Origin of the sequence: Streptomyces flavusporus (assembly GCF_046267975.1) — a bacterium.
GTDB classification, from domain to species: Bacteria; Actinomycetota; Actinomycetes; order Streptomycetales; family Streptomycetaceae; genus Streptomyces; species Streptomyces flavusporus.
Genome location: NZ_CP176503.1, coordinates 4,615,803 through 4,638,388 on the forward strand (window position 1 = coordinate 4,615,803; position 22,586 = coordinate 4,638,388).

At 71.6% G+C, this 22,586-nt stretch carries 19 protein-coding genes and 1 pseudogene; 7 read left to right on the forward strand and 13 right to left on the reverse strand.

Annotated elements, in window-relative coordinates:
• Positions 1-41 precede the first annotated feature (41 nt).
• Positions 42-1,967, forward strand: coding sequence for an NAD-binding protein (locus ACKTSN_RS21840; protein WP_409470658.1), 1,926 nt, complete (start codon positions 42-44; stop codon positions 1,965-1,967).
• Positions 1,968-2,044: 77 nt separating this feature from the next.
• Here the strand turns inward: ACKTSN_RS21840 and ACKTSN_RS21845 are convergent, their stop codons facing one another.
• Positions 2,045-3,880 (reverse strand): S9 family peptidase, encoded by a 1,836-nt coding sequence (locus tag ACKTSN_RS21845; RefSeq protein WP_409470659.1) that lies wholly within the window; start codon positions 3,878-3,880, stop codon positions 2,045-2,047.
• A 126-nt stretch (positions 3,881-4,006) separates the two neighbouring features.
• On the opposite strand from ACKTSN_RS21845, the gene ACKTSN_RS21850 reads away from it, so the two are divergent.
• Both ACKTSN_RS21850 and ACKTSN_RS21855 read left to right on the forward strand, forming a co-directional pair.
• Entirely contained in the window at positions 4,007-4,390 is a 384-nt protein-coding gene (locus ACKTSN_RS21850) for a nuclear transport factor 2 family protein (protein ID WP_409470660.1), read from the forward strand.
• A gap of 53 nt (positions 4,391-4,443) precedes the next feature.
• Positions 4,444-5,238: an SURF1 family protein gene (locus tag ACKTSN_RS21855; protein WP_409470661.1), complete on the forward strand. Its 795-nt coding sequence runs from the start codon at positions 4,444-4,446 to the stop codon at positions 5,236-5,238.
• 30 nt (positions 5,239-5,268) lie between these two features.
• On the opposite strand, the gene ACKTSN_RS21860 is transcribed toward ACKTSN_RS21855, so the two are convergent.
• The 4 genes from ACKTSN_RS21860 to ACKTSN_RS21875 form a co-directional block, all read right to left on the reverse strand.
• Positions 5,269-6,462: a hypothetical protein gene (locus ACKTSN_RS21860; protein ID WP_409470662.1), complete on the reverse strand. Its 1,194-nt coding sequence runs from the start codon at positions 6,460-6,462 to the stop codon at positions 5,269-5,271.
• Positions 6,459-7,133 (reverse strand): SigE family RNA polymerase sigma factor, encoded by a 675-nt coding sequence (locus ACKTSN_RS21865; RefSeq protein WP_385263915.1) that lies wholly within the window; start codon positions 7,131-7,133, stop codon positions 6,459-6,461. Before ACKTSN_RS21865 ends, ACKTSN_RS21860 begins: the two co-directional genes overlap by 4 nt.
• 373 nt (positions 7,134-7,506) lie before the next feature.
• Positions 7,507-8,559, reverse strand: a complete 1,053-nt coding sequence (locus tag ACKTSN_RS21870) for an aspartate-semialdehyde dehydrogenase (RefSeq protein ID WP_409470663.1) — start codon at positions 8,557-8,559, stop codon at positions 7,507-7,509.
• The gene (locus tag ACKTSN_RS21875) at positions 8,556-9,833 is read right to left on the reverse strand and encodes an aspartate kinase (protein ID WP_409470664.1); all 1,278 of its coding nucleotides are present in this window, start codon (positions 9,831-9,833) and stop codon (positions 8,556-8,558) included. Before ACKTSN_RS21875 ends, ACKTSN_RS21870 begins: the two co-directional genes overlap by 4 nt.
• A 218-nt stretch (positions 9,834-10,051) precedes the next feature.
• Here ACKTSN_RS21875 and ACKTSN_RS21880 point away from each other — a divergent pair.
• Positions 10,052-10,276: pseudogene (locus ACKTSN_RS21880) on the forward strand (histidine kinase dimerization/phospho-acceptor domain-containing protein); the annotation flags it as partial.
• 24 nt (positions 10,277-10,300) lie between these two features.
• Here ACKTSN_RS21880 and ACKTSN_RS21885 read toward each other — a convergent pair.
• The 4 genes from ACKTSN_RS21885 to ACKTSN_RS21900 form a co-directional block, all read right to left on the reverse strand.
• The gene (locus ACKTSN_RS21885) at positions 10,301-12,277 is read right to left on the reverse strand and encodes a zinc ribbon domain-containing protein (RefSeq protein WP_409470665.1); all 1,977 of its coding nucleotides are present in this window, start codon (positions 12,275-12,277) and stop codon (positions 10,301-10,303) included.
• Positions 12,278-12,537: 260 nt separating this feature from the next.
• Positions 12,538-13,200, reverse strand: a complete 663-nt coding sequence (locus ACKTSN_RS21890) for a DUF5063 domain-containing protein (protein ID WP_224738613.1) — start codon at positions 13,198-13,200, stop codon at positions 12,538-12,540.
• On the reverse strand, positions 13,193-13,792 hold the full coding sequence (recR, locus tag ACKTSN_RS21895) for a recombination mediator RecR (protein WP_409470666.1): 600 nt from the start codon (positions 13,790-13,792) through the stop codon (positions 13,193-13,195). Before recR ends, ACKTSN_RS21890 begins: the two co-directional genes overlap by 8 nt.
• Before the next feature lie 59 nt (positions 13,793-13,851).
• Positions 13,852-14,190: a YbaB/EbfC family nucleoid-associated protein gene (locus tag ACKTSN_RS21900; protein ID WP_409470667.1), complete on the reverse strand. Its 339-nt coding sequence runs from the start codon at positions 14,188-14,190 to the stop codon at positions 13,852-13,854.
• Between the two features lie 292 nt (positions 14,191-14,482).
• Between ACKTSN_RS21900 and ACKTSN_RS21905 the strand changes: the two genes are divergently transcribed.
• Entirely contained in the window at positions 14,483-15,229 is a 747-nt protein-coding gene (locus ACKTSN_RS21905) for an SLATT domain-containing protein (protein WP_409470668.1), read from the forward strand.
• A 171-nt stretch (positions 15,230-15,400) separates the two neighbouring features.
• Here the strand turns inward: ACKTSN_RS21905 and ACKTSN_RS21910 are convergent, their stop codons facing one another.
• The 4 genes from ACKTSN_RS21910 to ACKTSN_RS21925 form a co-directional block, all read right to left on the reverse strand.
• The gene (locus ACKTSN_RS21910; protein ID WP_409470669.1) at positions 15,401-16,933 is read right to left on the reverse strand and encodes a substrate-binding domain-containing protein; all 1,533 of its coding nucleotides are present in this window, start codon (positions 16,931-16,933) and stop codon (positions 15,401-15,403) included.
• A gap of 143 nt (positions 16,934-17,076) precedes the next feature.
• A complete protein-coding gene (locus tag ACKTSN_RS21915; RefSeq protein ID WP_409470670.1) occupies positions 17,077-19,053 on the reverse strand; it encodes a serine/threonine-protein kinase in 1,977 nt (658 codons plus the stop codon).
• A 94-nt stretch (positions 19,054-19,147) separates the two neighbouring features.
• Entirely contained in the window at positions 19,148-19,606 is a 459-nt protein-coding gene (locus ACKTSN_RS21920) for a MarR family winged helix-turn-helix transcriptional regulator (protein ID WP_409470671.1), read from the reverse strand.
• Positions 19,603-20,214 carry a type 1 glutamine amidotransferase family protein gene (locus ACKTSN_RS21925; RefSeq protein ID WP_409470672.1) on the reverse strand — a complete coding sequence of 204 codons (612 nt, stop codon included), beginning with the start codon at positions 20,212-20,214 and terminating at the stop codon, positions 19,603-19,605. The genes ACKTSN_RS21920 and ACKTSN_RS21925 overlap by 4 nt, the downstream gene beginning before the upstream one ends.
• 176 nt (positions 20,215-20,390) lie before the next feature.
• Between ACKTSN_RS21925 and ACKTSN_RS21930 the strand changes: the two genes are divergently transcribed.
• Both ACKTSN_RS21930 and ACKTSN_RS21935 read left to right on the forward strand, forming a co-directional pair.
• Positions 20,391-21,746 (forward strand): aspartate aminotransferase family protein, encoded by a 1,356-nt coding sequence (locus tag ACKTSN_RS21930; protein ID WP_409470673.1) that lies wholly within the window; start codon positions 20,391-20,393, stop codon positions 21,744-21,746.
• An 87-nt stretch (positions 21,747-21,833) separates the two neighbouring features.
• The gene (locus ACKTSN_RS21935) at positions 21,834-22,535 is read left to right on the forward strand and encodes a GntR family transcriptional regulator (protein ID WP_409470674.1); all 702 of its coding nucleotides are present in this window, start codon (positions 21,834-21,836) and stop codon (positions 22,533-22,535) included.
• Positions 22,536-22,586 lie beyond the last annotated feature (51 nt).

Genomic DNA, 22,586 nt, shown 5'->3' on the forward strand with positions numbered 1-22,586 from the left:
GCGTTCCGAATCAGGGTCAGCCGGATGGCGCGACCGCGCACATGGTGGTGTGCGGTGACGACGGGCTCGCGCACCGGCTCGCGGCCGAACTGCGGGGGGTGTACGAGGAGCAGGTGACGCTCGTCGTACCACCCGCCGGGCGCCGGGTGCGCCAGCCGGTCGTCGGACGGGCCCGGGCCGCGTCGGCGGCGCTGCTCGACCGGATGGTGAACGCGGCCAACCGGGCCGCCGGGAACGGCAACGGCACCTCCGGTGGCGAGGGCAGCGGGAACGAGCGACTCCTGGAGGCCGCCGAGCCGACCGAGAGCGTGCTCGCCGACGCGGGCGTGGAGCGGGCGACCGCGCTGGCGCTCGTGTACGACGACGACGAGACCAACATCCGCGCCGCCCTCACCGCCCGCCGCCTCAACCCCCGGCTGCGCCTCGTCCTGCGGCTCTACAACCGGCGGTTGGGGCAGCACATCGAGGAACTCCTCGACCAGGCCGCCGCGTTGGCGGTCGGCGATTCGGCCGCCTCCGTAGACGCCTCCACCACCGTGCTGTCCGACGCCGACACGGCCGCACCGGCGCTGGCGGCGACCGCGCTCGCCGGGACCAGCAAGGTCGTACAGACCGACGGGCTGCTGCTGCGGGCCGTGGAGCGGACACCGCCGGCGCCGGGTCAGGTGGCCGATCCCGGGCTGTGCACGCTGGCGCTGCTGTCGACGACGAGCAGTGACCCGGCCGGTGCGGACGGGTCGGAGAGCAGCGGGGAGCGCGGGCCGCGGCTGCTGCCGGACGAGGAGGAGGTGGCCGCCGCCACCGGGCGCGGCACGGTCGTGCTGGAGCAGGTGTCGTACTCCGGGTCATCGCAGTCCTCGGGGCGCGGGGTCGGTGTCGTACCGCCGTTCGCGTCGCTGTTCTCCCGGCGGCTGCGCTGGTCGCTCGCGGGCCTGGTGGGTGCCGTGCTCGCGCTGGCGATCGCGCTGACGATCGTCACCAGGGACCATCCGCTGCGCGCGACGTATCTGACGCTGCTCGACATCCTCGGTATCGACGACCCGGCCACCGACGCGAGCACCGGACGGCAGATCCTCCAACTCCTGTCCGCCGTCGTCGGGTTGCTGCTGCTGCCGGTGCTGCTGGCGGCCGTACTGGAGGCGCTCGGCACCTTCCGGAGCGCGTCCACGCTGCGCAGGCCGCCGCGCGGACTCGCCGGGCACGTCGTGCTGCTCGGGCTCGGCAAGATCGGCACCCGCGTGCTGACCCGGCTGCGGGAACTGCACATTCCGGTGGTGTGCGTCGAGGCCGATCCCGAGGCGCGCGGCATGGCGACGGCCCGGCGGTTACGGGTGCCGGTGGTGCTCGGGGACGTCACGCAGGAGGGCGTCCTGGAGGCCGCCAAGATCCACCGGGCCCATGCGCTGCTCGCGCTGACCAGCGTGGACACCACGAACCTGGAAGCCGCGCTGTACGCCCGGTCCGTACGGCCCGATCTGCGGGTCGTGCTCCGCCTGTACGACGACGACTTCGCGGCCGCCGTGTACCGCACCCTGCGGGCCGCGCACCCGCGTGCGCTCACCCGCAGCCGCAGTGTCACCCATCTCGCGGCGCCCTCCTTCGCCGGGGCCATGATGGGCCGGCAGGTGCTGGGGGCCATCCCGGTCGAGCGGCGGGTGCTGCTCTTCGCGGCCGTGGACGTGCGCGGGATCCGGCAGTTGGAGGGGAAGACGGTGGCCGACGCCTTCCAGGCCGGGTCGTGGCGGGTGCTGGCCCTGGACGCGGCGGCACCGGAGGAACGCCGGCCGGACCTTGCGGTGGGCCCGTCCTCCACCGGCCCCGGCGACACCCCGCCCACCTCGGACCTCGTGTGGAACCTCCCGCCGACGTATGTCCTGCGCGCCGACGACCGGGTGGTACTGGCGGCGACCCGGCGGGGGTTGGCGGACCTGCTGGGGAGGCGGCCGCGGGCGCGGGCGGCAAGGTGACGGGCGACGGCGGGGTCGCGGTCGTACGGTTGCCCTCGACCCCGCCGTCCGTCTCCCCGGTGACGGCGACGCGGCTGTCAGGCGCCCGCGCCGCCCAGGTGTCTCTCCGCGAAGTCCAGTTCCAGCTTCACCTGCTTGATCCGCTCGTCGACGACCAGCGAGCCGTGTCCCGCGTCGTACCGGTAGACCTCGTGGATCGCGCCGCGCGCCTGAAGGCGCTTGACGTAGTTCTCGATCTGGCGGATGGGGCAGCGAGGGTCGTTCACGCCGGCCGAGATGTACACCGGGGCCTTGACCTGGTCGACGTAGGTGAGGGGGGACGACGCCTCGAAGCGCTCGGGGACCTCCTCCGGGGTGCCGCCCAGGAGGGTGCGGTCCATGGCCTTCAGGGCCTCCATCTCGTCGTGGTACGCGGTGACGTAGTCGGCCACCGGGACCGCCGCGATGCCCAGCGTCCACGCGTCCGGCTGGGTGCCGAGGCCGAGGAGCGTGAGGTAGCCGCCCCAGGAGCCGCCGGTCAGGATCAGCCGGTCGGGGTCGGCAAGGCCCGAGGTGATCGCCCACTCCCGGACCACCGCGATGTCCTCCAGCTCGATCAGGCCGACCCGGTGCTTCAGCGCGTCCGTCCAGGCGCGGCCGTAGCCGGTGGAGCCGCGGTAGTTGACCCGCACGACCGCGTACCCATGGTCCACCCAGGCGGCCGGGCCCGCGGCGAAGGAGTCGCTGTCGTGCCAGGTCGGGCCGCCGTGGATGTCGAACACCGTGGGGAGCGGGCCGGACGCGCCGGCCGGCTTCTGGACCAGGGCGTGGATCCGGCCGCCGGGGCCCTCCACCCACACGTCCTCCACCGGCACCGAACCCGGGGACTTCATGCCGGGCGGGTCGAGGACCGCCCGGCCCGCCGTCGAGCGCACCGACGACGGCTCGGCCGCCGACGACCACAGGTACTCCACGCTGCCGTCCGGTCGGGCGGTCGCGCCGGAGACCGTGCCGGGCGGGGTCGGGACCTTCGCCAGCTCGCGCGTGCCGAAGTCGTAGCGGAACAGCTCGCCGCGGGCCTCGTGGCTGTGCGCGATCAGCAGACCGGAGCCGTCCGGATACCACTCGGCGTTGACGTCCCCGGGCAGCTCCAGCGCCAGGTCCGTCTCCTCGCCCGTCGCCACGTCCCACACCAGCGGCTCCCAGCGGCCGCGCCTCTGGTGGCCGATGAGCAGGCGCGTGTCACCGTCGACCGGCGCGAAGCCGAGGACCTCCAGGCCCAGCTCGACGGAGCCGCCCTTGGTGTCGTCGAGCTCGGCGACCGGCGTGCCGTCGGGGCGCAGCACGCGCAGCGCCGAGTGCATCGCGTCCCCGTGCTCGGTGTGCTCCACGGCGATCAGCGAGCCGTCGTGGGAGAGGTCGCCGACGCCCGCCGACTCACGGTGCCGGTAGATCTCCACCGGCGCCTCGCCCAGGCGCGCGATGTGGATCGTCGTACCGTCCTCGTCGGTGGAGCGGCCCACCACCGCCGTACGTCCGTCACGGCCCAGGGCGAGACCCGCCGGGTAGGACGGGTCCAGGCCCGGCACGGCGAGCTCGTCCTCGCCGCCGGTGAAGGGCTGGCGGCGCCACACGCCGAACTCGTCGCCGTCCTTGTCGTCGAACCACCAGATCCACGCGCCGTCCGGGGAGAGCACGCCGTCCGTCGTACCGTTCGGCCGGTCCGTCACCTGGCGCTGCTCACCCGTCGAACGGTCCCAGGCGTACAGCTCGTACGTCCCCGTCGCGTTCGACACGAACAAGGAGCGGTCGGGTGCGTCCTCCGCCCAGTCGGGCAGCGACACCCGCGGCGCCCGGAAGCGCTTCTCCCAGTCCGGCATGTTCTCGCCCTGCTTGCGCTGATCCTGCGCGGCGGACCCGTTGCTCTCAGTCATGACCCCATAGTGCCTGGCCCGGCCGACAATCCGCCGCCGAGGTCCCCAGCCTGTGGAAAACCTCCACGCCCTCCCTTCCGGCCGGGACGGGGCCGATTGTCAGTGGCAGGGTGCACACTCCTTCCCATGACCGCGACGACCGATCTGCGCAAGACCGTCGAGAGGTTCTGGGCCACCGCCGAGGCCCGGCACTGGGACGCATTCGCCGAGACCCTGGCCGAGGACGTCGTGTACACGCTGCCGCAGACGCGGGAGAAGATCAGCGGCCGGGACCGGTTCGTGCAGTTCTACAAGGAGTACCCCGGCGACTGGCACCTGCGGATCGAGCGACTCGTCGCCGAGCCGGGTCACGTCGTCTCGTGGATCCACGCCGCCGTGGGGCTGGAGGAGATGTACGCCATCTCCTTCTTCACCTTCACGGGGGACGGGCTGATCAACTCCATAACCGACTTCTGGCCGGAGCCGTACGAGCCCCCGGCCGGCCGCGAGCACCTGAGCGAGCGGTACTGACCGACGGCCACCCCGCGGCCGGCCCACTGGACGAGCCCCGTACCGTTGACGGCGTGTACCGGTTTCTGCTGACGCCCCGTTGGTGGGGGATCAACGTCTTCGTGCTGCTTGCCATCCCCTTCTGCATCCTCATGGGGTCCTGGCAGCTGAGTCGGTTCGAGGTCCGGATCGAGGAGCACCGGAGCGCGGGTGAGCAGGCCGCGTCGGACAAGACCAAGGCGGCCCGGCCGCTCGCCGAGCTGCTGCCCGTGGACAAGGAGACCTCCGGCGACCGGACCACCGCGACCGGCACGTACGGCGAGCAGCTGCTCGTCCCGGACCGGGAGCTGGACGGAAAGCGCGGCTACTACGTCCTGACCCTGCTGCGCATGGACGACGGCAAGGCCCTCCCGGTCGTCCGGGGCTGGCTGCCCGGCGCCGCCGACCCGGCCAAGGCCCCGGCCCCGCCCACCGGCGAGGTCACGGTCACCGGCGCGCTCCAGGCGTCCGAGAACCCGGGCGAGAACGGCGTCAGCGCGCAGGGCGGGCTGCCGTCCGGGCAGACCGCGGCGATCAGCGCGGCCTCGCTGGTGAACCTCGTTCCGTACGAGGTCCACGACGCGTGGGTCACCCTCAACAAGGGCGACTCCGGGATGCGGGCCGTGCCGGTGAGCGCGGCGGCGGACACCGGACTCAACCTCAAGGCCTTCCAGAACCTCGGCTACACCGGCGAGTGGTTCGTCTTCGCGGGCTTCGTCGTCTTCATGTGGTTCCGGTTGTTCCGCCGCGAGGTCGAGTTCGTGCGGGACGCGGAGATGGGGCTGGTGCCGGAGGACGAGCAGCGCGTTTCCACCCCGTCCGGGGTCTGAGGACAACAGGACCTCAGCACCGACGAGGATCTACGAGGCGGACAGCACCCCGGTCCGGTACACGGTCCCCGCACACGCGTTGGCCACCGTCACGGAAACCGTCGGCGCCCCTGCCTCCGCCGTGTAGGAGACGACGACGCTCCCGTCGGCCGTACCGTCCTCCGTGACCAGCTGGGTGGACATGCCGGTGTCGCCGCCGGTGGAGCTGCCGTCGGGCGTGGTGCCGGGGCCGGTGGTGGGCGTCGGGTCGGGCGAAGGACCGCCCGTGCCGCCGCCGCTGTCGCCGCCGGAGTCGGTGGAGCAGGGCTCCGAAGGCACCCAGGCGAACTTCACCTCGTATGCGGAGCCCGGTTGCAGCACCAGCTGCGGGACCTCGAGGGACGGGTCCGGCAGGCCGGCCGCCGTGTCGCCGGACGTGTGGGCCACCACGGTGATCTTGGTGGGGTCGGCCGCGCCCTGTGCGAGGGGACTGACCGTGCCGGCGCCGCCGACCGTACAGCCCGCGGAGGAGACGTTCATGACCCGGAAGGTGCCGTAGACCGTGCCGCCGGAGTCGGGGACGTCGGCGGTCGCGGTGGCCGAGCCGAGCTGCTCGGCCGTACACACAGGGGCGCTGACCGCGCTGGTCGCCGAGGGATAGGAGACGTCGGGGCCGGCTTCGCCGCCGGTCTCGGGGCTTCCGCCCGGGCCTGTCTCCTTGTGGGTGGGGCTGCCCTTGCCGGGGTCCTCGGCCTTGCCCGTGGAGTCCGCGCCGCCGCTGCCCGCGCCCTCGGTGCTCTTGCCCTCGCCCGCGCCGCCCTGTGCCTGCGCGCCGTGACCGGCGATGGACGGGTTGGCGTCGGGACCGGTGGAGTTGGAGACGTGCACCAGGGCCGGGACGGCGGTGCAGACGAACAGCGCCGCGGCCGCCATGCCGACGGCGGCCTGCCGCTTGCGCGCCCGCCGGGCGGGCACGGCCCGCCGCAGGTGGTCCAGCGTGCCGTCGCGCGGCTCGACGTCCTGCACCGCCTGGTGCAGCATCCTGCGCAGTGCCAGCTCGTCCGAGTCGAGCCCCTCGGGGCCCTGGTCGTCGGGGCCGTGGTTCACAGTTCCGTTCCCAGCGTGCGATTGCTTCGGCTCTTGCTCGCGCGAGGCGCCCCCCGGCCCCTCCTCGGGTGTCGGCTCACGCCACTCGTACGGCTCATGCGGCTCGTGCGGATGCCGCCGCCCGTTCTCGTCGGTCATGCCGGCGCCTCCATGGCGATCCGGAGGGCCGCGATGCCGCGCGAGCCGTACGCCTTGACCGAGCCCAGCGATATCCCGAGCGTCTCGGCGACCTGGGCCTCCGTCATGTCCGCGAAGTAGCGCAGCACCAGGACCTCGCGCTGGCGGCGCTGCAGGCCCTTCATCGCCTTGATCAGGGAGTCGCGCTCCAACTGGTCGTACGCCCCCTCCTCGGCGCTCGCCATGTCGGGCATGGGCTTCGACAGCAGCTTGAGGCCGAGGATGCGGCGGCGCAATGCCGAGCGCGAGAGATTGACGACCGTCTGACGCAGATACGCCAGTGTCTTCTCCGGGTCGCGGACCCGTTTGCGGGCCGAGTGGACGCGGATGAAGGCCTCCTGCACGACGTCCTCGCAGGAGGCGGTGTCGTCGAGGAGGAGGGCGGCGAGACCGAGCAGCGAGCGGTAGTGCGTGCGATAGGTCTCGGTGAGGTGGTCGACGGTGGTGCCGGCCGCCGCCGCATCGACGTCGTCGGCGCCGTCACGCTGATTCGGGATGCGGGCGGGCCGCGCTGCGGGCATGGGGGCGATCACCGGCATGCCGCCGGGCGCGCCCATACGGGTGCGGACGGGCCGGGGCGGCCGAAGGGCCGTGCCGCGGGTTGCCGCAGGAAACTCGAGTACCTCTGCCACGCCAGTTGGACACGCTTCCCCCCGCCAGGGTTGTACGTGCCGGGCGTCACTTTCGTTCTCGCGTCAGGCAGCACGACTGACGTTGCCCCATATGCCCTCATGCGTCCGCTCTTCCCCTATGTCCCATACGAACGGGCGTCCCCACGCACCGTTCACGGCGTCCCCACGCCTGGATCAACGCGTCTCCACACCCCGGAAGGGCGACCGCATAGACGCTCCCCGCCCTCCGCACGGTTGCGGAGGGCGGGGAGGAAATCTTCGAACGCCGAGGGGCCCGAAACAAGTGGTCCGGACCACTTGTCCGGCTCACCTGGCGTGCACAGCTTCCATGGATCCTACAAACAGATCAGGCCATCGCCGAGGCCTTTTACCTTCACGCCATCTCCGCAGCCACGAGCTCGGCGATCTGCGCGGTGTTGAGCGCGGCCCCCTTGCGCAGATTGTCGCCGCACACGAAGAGCTCGAGCGCCGTCGGATCGTCCAGGGCCCGGCGCACCCGCCCGACCCACGTCGGGTCGGTCCCCACCACATCGGCGGGCGTCGGGAACTCCCCGGCCGCCGGATTGTCGAACAGGACGACCCCGGGCGTGGTGGCGAGAATCTCACGAGCCCGGTCCACCGTCACCTCGCCCTCGAAGCGGGCGTGCACGGTCAGCGAGTGCACAGTCACCACCGGCACCCGGACACACGTCACCGCGACGGGCAGCCGCGGCAGTCCGAGGATCTTGCGGGACTCGTCCCGCACCTTCATCTCCTCCGACGACCAGCCGTCCTCGCGCACCGACCCGGCCCACGGCACGACGTTCAGCGCCACCGGCTCCGGGAACGGTCCGGTGCTGTCACCCACGACCCGCCGTATGTCACCGGGGTGGGTCCCCAGCTCCGTACCGGCCACCAGGGACAGCTGCTGCCGCAGCGTCTCCACGCCGGCCCGCCCGGCCCCGCTCACCGCCTGGTACGCGGAGACGACCAGCTCACGCAGTCCGAACTCGGCGTGCAGCGCGCCCAGGGCGACGATCATGGACAGCGTCGTGCAGTTGGGGTTGGCGATGATGCCGCGCGGGCGCACCCGGATCGCGTGCGGATTGACCTCCGGCACGACCAGCGGCACGTCCGGGTCCATCCGGAACGCGCCCGAGTTGTCCACGACGACGGCGCCCTTGGCGGCGGCGATCGGCGCCCACTGCGCGGCGAGCTCGTCCGGCAGGTCGAACATGGCGACGTCGACCCCGTCGAACGCCTCCTCGGTGAGGGCGACCACCTCGACCTCCTCGCCGCGCACGGCCAGCTTGCGGCCGGCCGAGCGCGGCGAGGCGATCAGACGGATCTCGCCCCAGATGTCCGCGTGCTGGGACAGGATCTGGAGCATGACCGTGCCGACGACCCCGGTCGCTCCCACGACCGCGAGCGTCGGTCGGATGGTCATCGGCCGGTGCCTCCGTAGACGACGGCCTCGTCGCTGTCGGAGTCCAGGCCGAAGGCGGTGTGCACGGCGCGGACGGCCTCGGACACGTCGTCGGCACGGGTGACGACCGAGATGCGGATCTCGGAGGTCGAGATCAGCTCGATGTTCACACTCGCGTCGCTCAGCGCCTCGAAGAACGCGGCCGTGACGCCCGGGTTGGTCTTCATACCGGCGCCGACCAGGGAGATCTTGCCGATCTGGTCGTCGTAGCGCAGCGAGTCGAAGCCGATGCCGGCCTTGTTCTTCTCCAGGGCGTCGATGGCCTTGCGGCCCTCGGTCTTCGGCAGCGTGAAGGAGATGTCCGTGAGCCCGGTGGAGGCGGCGGACACGTTCTGCACGACCATGTCGATGTTGATCTCGGCGTCGGCGATCGTGCGGAAGATGGCGGCGGCCTCGCCGGGCTTGTCCGGCACGCCGACGACCGTGATCTTGGCCTCGGAGGTGTCGTGCGCGACACCGGAGATGATGGCCTGCTCCACCTGCTTGTCCCCTTGCTCGATCGGCTCGCTGCTGACCCACGTGCCCTGCAGCCCGCTGAAGCTGGACCGGACATGGATCGGGATGTTGTAGCGGCGGGCGTACTCCACACAGCGGTGGAGCAGCACCTTCGACCCGGACGCGGCCAGCTCGAGCATGTCCTCGAACGAGATCCAGTCGATCTTCCGGGCCTTCTTCACCACGCGCGGGTCGGCGGTGAACACGCCGTCGACGTCGGTGTAGATCTCGCACACCTCGGCGTCGAGGGCGGCGGCCAGCGCCACGGCCGTGGTGTCGGACCCGCCGCGGCCCAGCGTCGTGATGTCCTTGGTGTCCTGGCTGACGCCCTGGAATCCGGCGACGATGGCGATGTTGCCCTCGTCCAGCGAGTCCCGGATCCGGCCCGGCGTGACATCGATGATCCGGGCTTTGTTGTGGACCGAGTCGGTGATGACACCTGCCTGGCTGCCCGTGAACGACTGGGCCGAGTGGCCCAGGTTTTTGATCGCCATGGCCAGCAGCGCCATGGAGATCCGCTCTCCGGCGGTCAGCAGCATGTCGAGCTCGCGCCCGGCAGGAATCGGGGAAACCTGCTCGGCGAGATCGATCAGCTCGTCCGTCGTGTCGCCCATCGCGGAAACCACCGCCACCACCTGGTGGCCGTTCTTCTTGGCTTCCACGATTCGCTTGGCGACGCGCTTGATGCCCTCGGCATCGGCTACGGAGGAGCCTCCGTACTTCTGCACGACAAGGCCCACGTGCGCTCCTCGCTCAGTCCGTGTGTGTCGGCTCATTTTAACGAGCGTCCGAAATTCCCTTCCCAGATATCGCATGGTGAGATGTCCGGCCGCTCGTTCTCGGACTGCATATGCCCGGCATGCGCTGATGACACTCGGAAAAGTGCCGCGGGTCACAAGTTGCCTCTGATGATTAAGTTTCAAGGACTGAGGTGCCGCCGTGCGAGTGCTTCTGGTAGACGCTGGCCCGCACGCTCAACCAGGGAGCAGAACGCCTGGACACGCTGATCGCGTCGCAGCGCATCTTCGTGGCGGACGCCTCGCACCAGCTGCGGACCCCGTTGACAGCGTTGCGCCTCTCCCTGGACAACATCGCGGACGGCGTCGACGACGGGTTCGTACGGGAGGACGTGGAGCAGGCGACCGCCGAGGTCGTGCGGATGAGCCGTCTGGTGAACGGCCTGCGGGAGTGACTCAAGCGTCTCTGATCAGCTGAGCGATCCCATGCAAGGCATAGTGCCTGGTATGGGGTATGCCCATCGTGGCGGGGTGGCGTGGGCGTGCAGGTGGAACCCTGCGCCCAGCGCTGCCCCTCGTGGCCGGTGTCGGCCGATGGTGGGTGTGCTGATCGTCGTCACGCCCTGGTGCCGGTGGGCTGCGCGGGGCAGCCGTCTTGGGCCCGTGTGAGCGTGTCCCTCCGGACGCTTACCCGCCGGACCCGAGGGGCCGGTGGGGGAGGGTGCCCTGCGTCGCCTGGGCGCGGGGCGTGTGGAACGTGGCCGGGTGGATCCGGTCTTGGACCGGTCCCGGCGGGTATCGGCGGTGGCCGGTGCGACCACGGCTCGGGCTTCGAGCTTGTCCGCCACGCTGCGGATGACCAGGGTGCCGCTGGCGCGGTCCACCACGGCCTTGGTCTGGTGGGCCAGGCCGCGGGCGGCGATGCGCTGCCATGCTCCGGTGTCACGGTCGCCCTGCCAGCCGCACTCGGGGTTGGGGCAGATGGCCCATTTCCAGCCCGGTGCGGTGGGCCGGTCGGGAGCCTTGCGATGGCGCAGCGGGACGAGGCAGTGAGGGCAGTGCCGGGAGGTGCCCCGGGCCGGGACGGTGACGACGGCGATACCGGCCTCGGCGGCCAGGTGCCGCATGCGCTCCACGATCTGCCCGCGTACCTGCTGGGACAGGCGGGTGTTCAGGGTGCGGCCCATGCCGCGCGCTTCCATCGAGCGGAGGTCCTCGACGTAGATCACGCTCGCGCCGGCGGTGATGGCCTGGTCGACCGCCCAGCGGGCGGCAGCCCAGGCCAGCGCGTCGTTGAGGCGGGAGCGGCGGTTGGAGACATGCCGGATCTCCTCGGCGAGCACCTGCTGTCTGCCCGTCAGCGGATGCGTGTCGTCTCCGGCGATCAGGCGCTGGTAGTGGCCGGTCTTGGCGTGCAGGTACTCGCTCTCGCGGCGCAGCCGGTGCTGTTTGGCCAGCACCCCGGCGGCGCGGAACATGGCCCCGGCCCCGAGGGGGGTGAGACGCCCGTTGTTGTGCAGGCGGACCGAGCCCGCGCTGAGCAGCGTGTTCAGGCCCCAGTCCACGCCGAGCGCGATCGTGTGACCGGTGCGCCGGGCCGTGGGCACGGCGTGGGTGTAGGCCAGATCGGCCCGCACCCGGCCTTGGTGGATGCGCAAGGCAGGCAGGTGCAGGACCGCGCCGGGCGGAACCGTGGGCGGCAGCGTGAGGGGGCAGGCCACCCACGTCCAGTCCCGGTAGGAGCGCGGATCGGGGCGAGTGGGCAGCTGCAGCCGCAGCACCGCCCGGCCCGGGTCATCACCGCGGGCGATCGACGCCTGCTGCACGTCGCACGCCGACAGCAGCAGTATCCGCGCACTGCGGGGCGCGGCCTCCAGCTCGAACACATCGACCGGCAGCCGACCATGCTTCTTGGCGAAGGTGGCGATCTGCCGGGTCCGGGACGTGATCGAGCTGGAGGGCAGATGCCGGCCGTCGGGGACGGCCTCACGGACGGCATCCCACTCCTGCGGGGTGCGCCTGCCCGCCTCGGCGGGCCAGGTCCCGATGACCCCGGCGGTCAGGTCGGTGCGCCACTTTACCGACCGCAGGGTGCGCCCGGCCTGCTCCTGGGCCATGCGCACGATCCGGTCATTGACGCGGATGCCCTCGGCCGGGGCGACGGTCCAGCCCAGACGTCGCAGCGCCATCCACGCGTTCGACGGCAGCGCTCGGCCCCCGGCGTCCACACCGGAGGCCAGTGCATCCACGTCGGCGGCATTCCAGTGCGTGGCCAGCAACTCGGCGGCCATGCCGGACACCAGAGCGGCCGCCCAGCCCACCCGCTGGGCCAGCGCAGCGGCCGAGAGCACCTCGCCCGTCTGCTCCACCACACCCGCCCGCAACAGACCCCGGGCACAGGCGGTGCGGGCCGTCTCGCCCTCACCAAGCGGCAGCCTCCGGCTCACCGCCCCCCCTTCCCGCCCCTGGTGCTGTCATCCGATCAACGACACCCCCCTGAAAAGGTCACACATTCGATCCACGCACTCGCATACGAGACCGACATCGATACCGGACACTCGACATGACGCCGACGGATGACCCATCACTACGGATCCCGAAGGAAACACGTGAGCCTCGCTTTCCACCGGTTAGCGCCCGTGCAGCCGACGTACAGGAGACGTGCAGCGGCCATCCAATTCCCGGGCGGGGCCGTACTGTCCGGCGCTCAGTGCGACGGGAAGCGGAGTCCCAGCGGGCCCGCGATCTCCTGTTGCATCACCTTGCCGGCCTCGAACTCGAGGGTGTCGTCGCCCATGCCCTGGTCGGTGTCGAGGCCGTCCAGCTCCTCGAGAGGCTGGTTGAGGCGGACGTGGGCGACGACGGACTGCAGCGCCCTGAGCGTCGCGGACGCCGTTGCGCCCCAGTTGGAGAAGTAGGAGAACTGCCACCACCACAGCGCCTCCGTCGTGCGCCCGGCGCGGTAGTGGGCCATGCCGTGGCGGAGGTCGGTGATGACGTCCGCGAGGTCGTCGGAGATACGGGCCGGCACCGGGGCCTTGCGGGGCTCGTACGGGTCGAAGACCTCGGAGTAGACGTCGATCGGCTCCAGGAGCCGGGCCAGGTTCTCCCGCAACCCGTCGACGTCCGGCTCGGGGCCGGGGTCGGGCTCGTAGCGCTCGTCGGGGACGATGTCCTCGTGCGCGCCCAATCGGCCGCCGGCCAGCAGGAGTTGGGAGACCTCCAGCAGGAGGAAAGGCACGGCCGAGTCCGGCTCGTCGCCTCTGGCCACCTCCGAGACGGCCACCAGGAAGCTCTCTACCTGGTCCGCGATCTGGACCGCGAAGTCGTCCGGGTCCTGTGTCGTGGAGTGCAGCGTGGCGTCAGACATCTAGGAGTCGTCTCCCCTCGAAGGCGCGGCCGAGGGTGACCTCGTCCGCGTATTCCAGGTCGCCACCCACCGGGAGGCCGCTGGCCAGGCGGGTGACCTTGAGGCCCATGGGCTTGATCATGCGGGCGAGGTACGTCGCCGTCGCCTCGCCCTCCAGATTCGGGTCCGTGGCCAGGATGAGTTCCGTGACCGTCCCGTCGGCCAACCTCGCGAGAAGTTCTCGTATCCGCAGATCGTCCGGGCCGACACCCTCGATCGGGCTGATCGCGCCCCCCAGGACGTGATAGCGGCCGCGGAACTCGCGCGTGCGCTCGATGGCCACGACGTCCTTCGGCTCCTCCACCACACAGATCACCGCCGGGTCGCGGCGGCTGTCACGGCAGATGTTGCACAGCTCCTCCTGCGCGACATTGCCGCAGATCGCGCAGAAACGGACCTTCGCCTTCACCTCGAGGAGGGCCTGGGCCAGACGCCGTACGTCCGCCGGTTCCGCCTGCAGGACATGGAAGGCGATCCGCTGCGCGCTCTTGGGACCGACGCCGGGCAGCCGCCCCAGCTCGTCGATGAGGTCCTGGACCACGCCTTCGTACAACGGACTGCCGCCCTTCCTGAGTGTCGTGCAGTACGTACGGTAGTTTCCTGCGGCCCGTCTTAGAAGGGCAGGCCGGGGATACCGCCGCCCAGGCCCTGGGCCAGCGGGCCCAGCTTCTCCTGCTGGAGATTCCGCGCGTTCTCGTTGGCTGCGTGGACGGCCGCGACGACCAGATCGGCGAGGGTCTCGGTGTCCTCGGGGTCCACCGCCTTCGGGTCGATCTGCAGGGCGCGCAGCTCACCGGCTCCGGTCACGGTGGCCGTCACCAGACCGCCGCCCGCCTGGCCTTCGACCTCGGTCTGCGCCAGTTCCTCCTGCGCCCTCGCCAGGTCCTGCTGCATCTTCTGGGCCTGCTGCAGCAACTGCTGCATATTGGGCTGGCCACCACCGGGGATCACGATCAGCTCCTCTTCCGGGGCTCGTGCGGCACGGGGTTTTCCCGCTCAGCACGAGCCTACGTGCTCCACGCGGCCGTCGCTCCAGCACTCTTTCGAGTGAGTCGACTAGAACTCCTATACCTGACCAAGGCCCCCTTCCGGGCGGAAAAGAGGGGAAACCCGGGTCTTCGCCACCCATTGGGAGGTAGGAAGGTTCGGCGCATCAGCATCAGGCGTCGCGTACGACTGGTAGGCCGTACGTCGTACGACATGTCACGCACCGTGATCAGTAGTGATCGGTAGGGAGTGCCGGGTGGGTCAGCCGGAGATGCAGCCCGAGGGGCCGCCTCAGGACGGGCGGGGCGAGGGTGCGGCCGGACTGCGGCCGGGCGATCTGGCCGGGCGGGCCCTTCCGCTCGGGGACTGGGCCCAGCCTGCGGAGCGGCTGGACGAGCTGTACCGGTGGGTGGAGCGGGGTGCGCTGGACACGGCGGCCTGGTATCTCGCCGACCGGGTGTGGAAGCGGCGGGCCGCACGGTCGCTGCGGTGCGGGGCGGCGCTGGGGGCGGTGGCCGGGGCCGCGCTGCCGTTGCTGGATCTGACCCGGGTGGTCGGCGGGGCGGCGCCCTGGGGGTATCTGGCGCTGCTGCTCGCGGTGGCGTGCGTGGCCGTGGACCGGTTCTTCGGGTTGACGTCCGGGTGGATAAGGGACGTTGCCACCGCGCAGGCCGTGCAGCGCAGGCTGCTCGCGTTGCAGTTCGACTGGGCGTCGGAGAGTGTGCGGGAGGTGCTGGGGCCGACTGAGGGGACGGCGAGTGAGGCGGCCGAGCGGTGTCTGTCCGTGTTGCGGCGGTTCACCGAGGACGTGACGGAGCTGGTGCGGACGGAGACGGCGGACTGGATGGTGGAGTTCCGGACCGGGTCCGGGCCGTTGGGGATTCAGTCGGCGGTGGGGTTCGGTGGGCGGGCGGATTGCGGTGCGGGCCAGGGGAGGCCGGCGGTGCCGCCGGGGGCTGCGCGGCCGAACATGCCTCGGCAGCGGCCGCCGGAGCCGAGGTGATCGGGTTCCGGGTTCCGTCGTGGCCGGCGTCGCGGTCGGCCGGGGGTGGGTCGCGCAGCCCGGCGCTTACGGGGTGCCGTCCGCGCCCACCCGTGCCGCCCCAGGCGGCACGACTGCCCGCGGATCGACGAGGGGCGGCACGACTGCCCGCGGGTTGACGAGGTGGCGGTGTCACTCGCACAGTTCTGGGTCCCGTAGGCACGGGAGGTGGCCCTTGTCGCGGATCACGTCCTGGCTGCTGGACTCGCCGAGGTAGGCGAGGAAGCTGGCGGCGAGGGAGCCGGGGCGTGGGGTGCCGTGGGTGTAGGCGTACTCGATGTCCTTGTACGGATAGTGGGTGACGCCCAGCTCGATCTGCTGGTCGTCGGGCTGGTTGCCGTCCAGGGGCACCCTGCGCACGTCGTCACCCCGTTCCTCGGCGGTGGTGAGTTCGCTGTAGCCGATGGCGCCGGGCTGTTCGGCGACCTTGGCCAGCACGGCCTTTGTGCTGGCCAGTTCGCAGCGGGTGACCGTGTCGCCGGCGGGCTCGGGCGGCGTGCAGTCCAGTGACGTGCTCGGCGCCCTCTCCCAGCCCTTCAGCACCCGCTCCTGGAAGATCTGCCGCGTTCCCGACTCGTCCCCGCGGCTGACCAGGACGACGGGCAGGTCGGCGATCTCCTTCACCCCGGGGACGATCTCTCCCCAGCGCCGGTACTTGCCCGCGTAGATGTCTCGCACCTCCCGCAGGGACAGGCCGTGCGAGCCGAGTTCGACGTCCTGGTGGACGACGAGGGTGAAGACGGACAGCGCGACCTTCCTCCCCTCCAGGTTCCAGCGTTCGCCCATCGGGCCGTCCGAGAAGGCGATCACGGACCGGGCGGAGTTCTTCGACTGCCCGGCCAGGTCGGCGAGTTCGGCGACGCCGTCCTCGCTGCCGCGTGTCTCGACCGAGATGTCGGCGCCCGCGCACTTGCTCTCGTACTGCTCGGCGAGCGTTTCGACGACGGGCTCGAAGGCGGTGGAGCCGATCACGGTCAGCTCACCCTGCTCGCACTCGATCGGGTTGCCGTCGCGCAGCAGGATGATGCCGGCGAGGCCGAGCACGGCGAGCGTGAGCGCGCCGCTGACCAGCCGGGCCGGGAGGCTGAACGTACGCAGCTTCTCGTCCGGCTGGGGAGCGCTGTTGCGATGGACCCGGCCGTCCCGGAGGCCACCTATCAGCTTGACCTCCGAGTCCACCTCACCGCCGGACAGCAGCACGAGCAGCTTGAAGTGGTGGCCGGGATTGAGCGGGACTCGCGGGATGTACACCTTGTTGCGGTCGTACTCGAACCCGTTGACGTCCGTGAAGTGGCTGTTCAGATGCTCGATGCCGGACGGCTGGGTGACCGAGACGGCCTGGACCGTGCGTCCCGTGAACTCGGCGGTCAGACCGTGGACTTCGGACGAGGTGTAGTCGCCGCCCGCGATGCTCTGTGATCCGTCGTTCTCGATGCGCAGCAGGACGAGCGACGCGTCGGCCATGTTCGGGACGTCGAACTCCCCAAGGCGGGGGTTGGGATCGGACGACGCGCCGTCGCCTATGAGGCTGTCCATCTGTACGCGGTAGCCGATCAGTTTGCGGCGCGGCACCCGGCGGTCGTACAGGAGCATCCCGAGGGACGCGAGGATACCGAGGACGGACGTGCCCACGGCGACGACGTTCTCTATGCTCAGCCACTCCACCGGTGGTCCCCCGCCACTCCAGAGCCGAATGGTGGGGTCACCGTACGTCTGCCCGGACGGCCCGTCAGGTCCTTCGCCCCGATGTTCGCGCTACGTTCAACTACCTCACACGAAACGGGGCTTCAGCCGCAGCCCGGCACACGTCACGGACGCCGGTACGTCAGCTTCTCCCCGGTGGTCGCGTTCACCCGCTGCAGACTGCCGTCCGGTTGCAGGGTGATCTCGGTCGCCGCGCCGGGGGTGCAGGCGGTGGCCGGTTCGCCGACGGTCACCGTGGACGGTCCGGTCCGCACGAGGCCGTCGGTACTCGGCTGCTCGGCCAACCCGGCCTCGAAGACGCAGTGGTAGCTGCCGCCGTCCTCGGCGGGTCCGTCGGCGGTGAGGGACAGGACCGTGTCGCCCACCTCGCCCTGCTGGAGGGTGAGCCGACGGGTGTGCTGCCCGCTCGCGTTGTCGATCGTTGTCGTCCACGTGCCCAGGTACGCGGCCGGGATCGCCCCGTCGGACCCGGAAGAGGTCGACGGTGCGGACGTCGGGGACGAGGCGGCGGGAGTCTCCGGGCCGGAGGCCGTGGGCGCGGTACTCGTCCCGGCGACGGTCGGCCCGGGCTCGGGGCTGCCCCCGCCGTCCAGGAGCGCGTACACCGACCCTCCGGCGGCGAGCGCGACGACCAACGCGACCACGACCAACGCGACGGTGGCACGTCCACTTCGGCGCGGGCGGTCCTCGGGCGGGCCGTAGGGCGAGGTGACGGTGGGGTCGGCGGGGGGCGGGCCGTACGGCGGGGTGGGGCCGCCCCCGGCGTAGGGGTTGCCGGGGGTGGCTCCGCCGTACGGTGCGCCGCTCGGCGGGGCGCCGTAGGGACTCCCGCTCGCCGGGGTGCCGTACGGTCCGCCCCCCGGTGCGCCACCCTGCGGGATGCCGCCCCCCGGGGCGCCGTACGATCCACCGGCCGGCCCACCCCGCGGTCCGCCGCCCGCAGGGCCCCCGTACGGGTTGACCGGTGGCGGTGGCTGTGGGTGGCCGTGGCCCTGTTGTGGGTAGCCGTACGCGGGATGGGGGGAGCCGGCGGCGATGGTCGGGAGGCGGTCGAGGGACGGGGGTGGGGCGGGGGTTGTCGGCGGGGCGGACTCGTCCGCGGCGGGGGCGTGTTCGGGTGTGGCGTCCGGGCCGCGGCCCGTTCCCTCGGCGCCGGGTCCCTCGGGGTTCTCCGTCTCCAGCAACCGCACCGCGTGCCGCCCGAGTTGGGCCACCAGGCCGCTGGGCAGCCACGGGTCCCGGGAACGCCCGCCGGTGACGGTGTCCTCCGCTCCCGTGCGTTCCAGGATGCCGTCCAGCGTGGGCCGGGCGGCGGGGTCCTTCTTCAGGCAGTGGCGCACGAGGTCGGCGATCCCCTCGGGCACGCCCTCCAGGTCGGGTTCCTCCTGGGCGATGCGGAACATCAGGGCGTGCACCCCGCTGTCGGCGCCGCCGAAGGGCAGGTTGCCGGTGGCGGCGTAGGCCAGCACCGAGCCCAGGCAGAACACGTCGCATGCGGGCGTGATGCGGTCGCCGCGCACCTGCTCGGGCGCCATGAACCCGGGCGAGCCGATGAGCGCGCCGGTCCGGGTCAGACCCCCGTCGGTCACCGTCTCCAGTGCCCGCGCGATCCCGAAGTCGATGACCCGTGGGCCGTCGATGGTCACGAGCACGTTGGAGGGCTTCAGGTCCCGGTGGACGATCCCGGCGGCGTGGATGTCCTTCAGCGCGTGCGCGAGCCCGGCCGCGAGGATCCGTACCGACCGCTCGGGCAGCGCCCCGTGGTCGCGCCCCACGACCTGCTGGAGACTCGGCCCGGCAACGTATCCGGTGGCCACCCAGGGCACGGCCGCCTCGGTGTCGGCGTCGAGCACGGGCGCGGTCCAGTGCCCGCCGACCTGCCGGGCGGACTGCACCTCCTGCCGGAACCGGGCGCGGAACTCCTCCTGCGCGGCCAGTTCCGCCCGGACCAGCTTGACGGCGACGGTCCGGCCGCGGTCCGACCGGGCGAGGTACACGTGCCCCATGCCGCCGGCGCCGAGCCGCGCCAGCAGCCGGTACGCGCCGATCCGCGGTGGGTCCCCAGGCCCCAGTTTCTCCATGGCCGCGTCCGCCCCTCCCCCAAGTGCACGCCCAGTTCGGACCGAGGATAGTGCCGATCATCAGGACGCGGACGGCACCGTCTGCACGGTTCCTCTACGGTTCCGTAACGGGCGGACCCACCTGCTCCAGGGCCTCGGACAGCCGTTCCAGCACCCGTACGGCATCGGCGAGCCCGTCGTCCCCGAGGACCTCGGCGAGCCGGTCGGCGTAGGCGGCGTGCCCCGGGCCGATCCGGGCGACGGCGGCCAGCCCGTCGGCCGTCGGTGCGAGGAGCTTGGCGCGGCGGTGGGCGGGGTTGGGCCGGTACTCGGCCAGGCCACGCTCGACCAGCAGATCGGCGATGCGCTGCACGCTCTGCCGGGTGATGCCCATGGCGCGGGCGATCCCGGCCACCGGCAGCGGTTCCCGCAGCACCGCACCCAGCACCTGCCACCAGGCCGCCGTCAGACCGGCGGGCCGCGCCAACTCCTCGGCAACGGCGAGGAATTGACCGTTCAGCCGGAACGCTCCGAGCGCGCTGCGGCTGAACAGATCCTGTCGCTCCCGGCTCACTGCCCGCCCGCCTGCTCGAGTACGGCGTACGCCTGCGCGTCGGAGTCGTGGAACAGCCGGTACCAGGCGTCCAGCACCTCGCCCTCGTACACCCCGAGCAGCCGGAAGATCTCCCGGGCGAAGGCGACGGGTTCGGTGGGCCCGGCGGTGATCAGGCCGCCGTCGGTGACCGCGTCGGCCTCGACGTACCGCTTGCCGCCCTGGTAGCCGGTGGCGGCGAGGTAGAAGGAGACCGCGCTGGTGTGGTCACGGTCGTCGAGCAGCCCCTCGCGGGCGAGCCCGGCGGTGGCCCCGCAGATCGCGGCGACGGGCACACCGGCGGCCAGGAACTCGCGCGCCTTGCGGGCGAAGGGGGCGAGGTCGCCGCTTGTGTCCCAGAGGTCGCCGCCCGGCAGGATCAGCAGGGAGCTGTCCTCGGGGCGTACATCGTCCAGGGCGAGGTCGGGCCGGATGCGCAGTCCGCCGATGCTGGTGACCGGGTCGGTGGACGGGCCGACGGTGCGGATCTCGTACCCGGCGCGGGCGAGGTACGCCGTCGCGTGGCCGGTCTCCCAGTCGGCGAGGGTGTCGTACACGGCGTGATGGACGGGCTTGCGACCGGCGTTCATGACTCCTCCAAGGACGTTCTCCAGGGGCGTTTCACTATGACAGAATCCTGTCATTTGGACAGCATGCTGTCAATACACCCACCCTTCCGCCCGTCGACAACCTGTCGCGGAAACCCCCGTCCCACAGACAGGACGCCGATATCGCGTCCCTGTCGCGGACATCTACCCTCGGCCGCATGACCCCTCAGCCAAATCCCGAGGTCGGCGCCGCCGTGAAGGCCGCGGACCGTGCGCACGTCTTCCACTCCTGGTCCGCGCAGGAGCTCATCGACCCGCTCGCCGTCGCCGGCGCGGAGGGGTCGTACTTCTGGGACTACGAGGGCAAGCGCTACCTCGACTTCACCAGCGGGCTCGTCTACACGAACATCGGCTACCAGCACCCGAAGGTCGTCGCCGCGATCCAGGAACAGGCCGGGACCCTGTCCACGTTCGCGCCCGCCTTCGCCATCGAGGCCCGCTCCGAGGCGGCCCGGCTGATCGCCGAGCGCACCCCGGGCGACCTGGACAAGATCTTCTTCACCAACGGCGGTGCGGACGCCGTCGAGCACGCGGTGCGCATGGCCCGGCTGCACACGGGCCGCCCGAAGGTGCTCTCCGCCTACCGCTCGTACCACGGCGGCACCCAGCAGGCCGTGAACATCACCGGCGACCCGCGCCGCTGGGCCTCCGACAGCGCCACGGCCGGCGTCGTCCACTTCTGGGCCCCCTTCCTCTACCGCTCCCGCTTCTACGCCGAGACCGAGGAGCAGGAGTGCGAGCGGGCGCTGGAGCACCTGGAGACGACGATCGCCTTCGAAGGGCCGTCGACCATCGCCGCGATCATCCTGGAGACGATCCCGGGGACGGCGGGGATCATGGTTCCGCCGCCGGGATATCTCGCCGGGGTGCGTGAGATATGCGACAAGTACGGCATCGTCTTCGTCCTGGACGAGGTCATGGCCGGGTTCGGGCGGACCGGCGAATGGTTCGCGGCGGACCTGTTCGACGTCGTACCGGACCTGATGACCTTCGCGAAGGGCGTGAACTCCGGATACGTGCCGCTGGGCGGCGTCGCCATCTCCGGGAAGATCGCGGATACGTTCGGGAAGCGGCCGTACCCCGGCGGGCTGACGTACTCCGGCCACCCGCTGGCCTGCGCCGCCGCCGTCGCCACGATCGACGTGATGGCCGAGGAAGGTGTGGTGGAGAACGCCTCCCGGCTGGGCGCCGAGGTCCTTCAGCCGGCGCTGCGGGAGCTGGCCGAGCGGCACGCCTGCGTGGGCGAGGTGCGCGGCGTGGGCATGTTCTGGGCCCTCGACCTGGTGAAGAACAAGGAGACGCGCGAACCGCTGGTGCCGTACAACGCGGCCGGTGACGCGAACGCGCCGATGGCGGCGTTCGCCGCCGCTGCGAAGGCGGGCGGGGTGTGGCCGTTCGTGAACATGAACCGCACCCATGTCGTGCCGCCGTGCAACGTGACCGAGGCGGAGCTGAAGGAGGGGCTGGCGGCGCTGGACACGGCCCTGTCGGTGGCTGACGAGTACACGGCATAACCGCGGCCCGGCATCCGAACGCGTAGGGTGGCGTGCTCGTAGACATGTACGAGCACGCACCCGCGCAGTGAGAGGAAGCCCCCGACCATGCCCGGCACCAGCGGCAACGGCGCCGTCACCCGTAGCACCCTGCGGCAGCAGATCGCGGACGCGCTGCGGGACGAGGTGTTGTCCGGGCGGCTGCAGCCGGGGCAGGCGTTCACGGTGAAGGAGATCGCCGAGCAGTACGGCGTCTCCGCGACACCGGTACGCGAGGCGCTGGTCGACCTGTCCGCGCAGGGCCTGCTGGAGGCCGACCAGCACCGGGGCTTCCGCGTCCGCGAGTACTCCGTCCGCGACTTCCGCGGCCTCGTCGAGGCCCGCAGCCTGGTGATCGACGGCATGTTCCACGCCCTCGACGAGGGCCGCAAGGAGTTCCGGGACCTCACGGACCCGCGGACCGCGGCCGCGTTCGCGGGCGTACGCCGACGCGGCGAGGAGGCGCAGCGCGCTGCGAACGCCGGTGACCTCACCGTCCTCATCGGCTACGACCTGCGTTTCTGGCGCGAGCTCAGCGGACTGTTCGGCAACCCCTACCTCGTGGACTTCCTGCACCGGCTGCGCGTGCAGTCCTGGGTGTGCGCGGTGCAGCATCTGCGCCGGGTGACCGATCTGCGCGGCCACCTATGGGCGGACCACACCGAACTGGTCGACGCCCTGGTGCGTCGCGACACCGTCGCCGCCCGCTCGATCATCGCCACCCACAACGCACACTCCCTCGCCCTGGTCGAGAGCCTCACCGCGAGCTGAGCGGGTATGGGACCTGCACAGGTGGGGACCCGTGCGGTCCCCACGCATTAC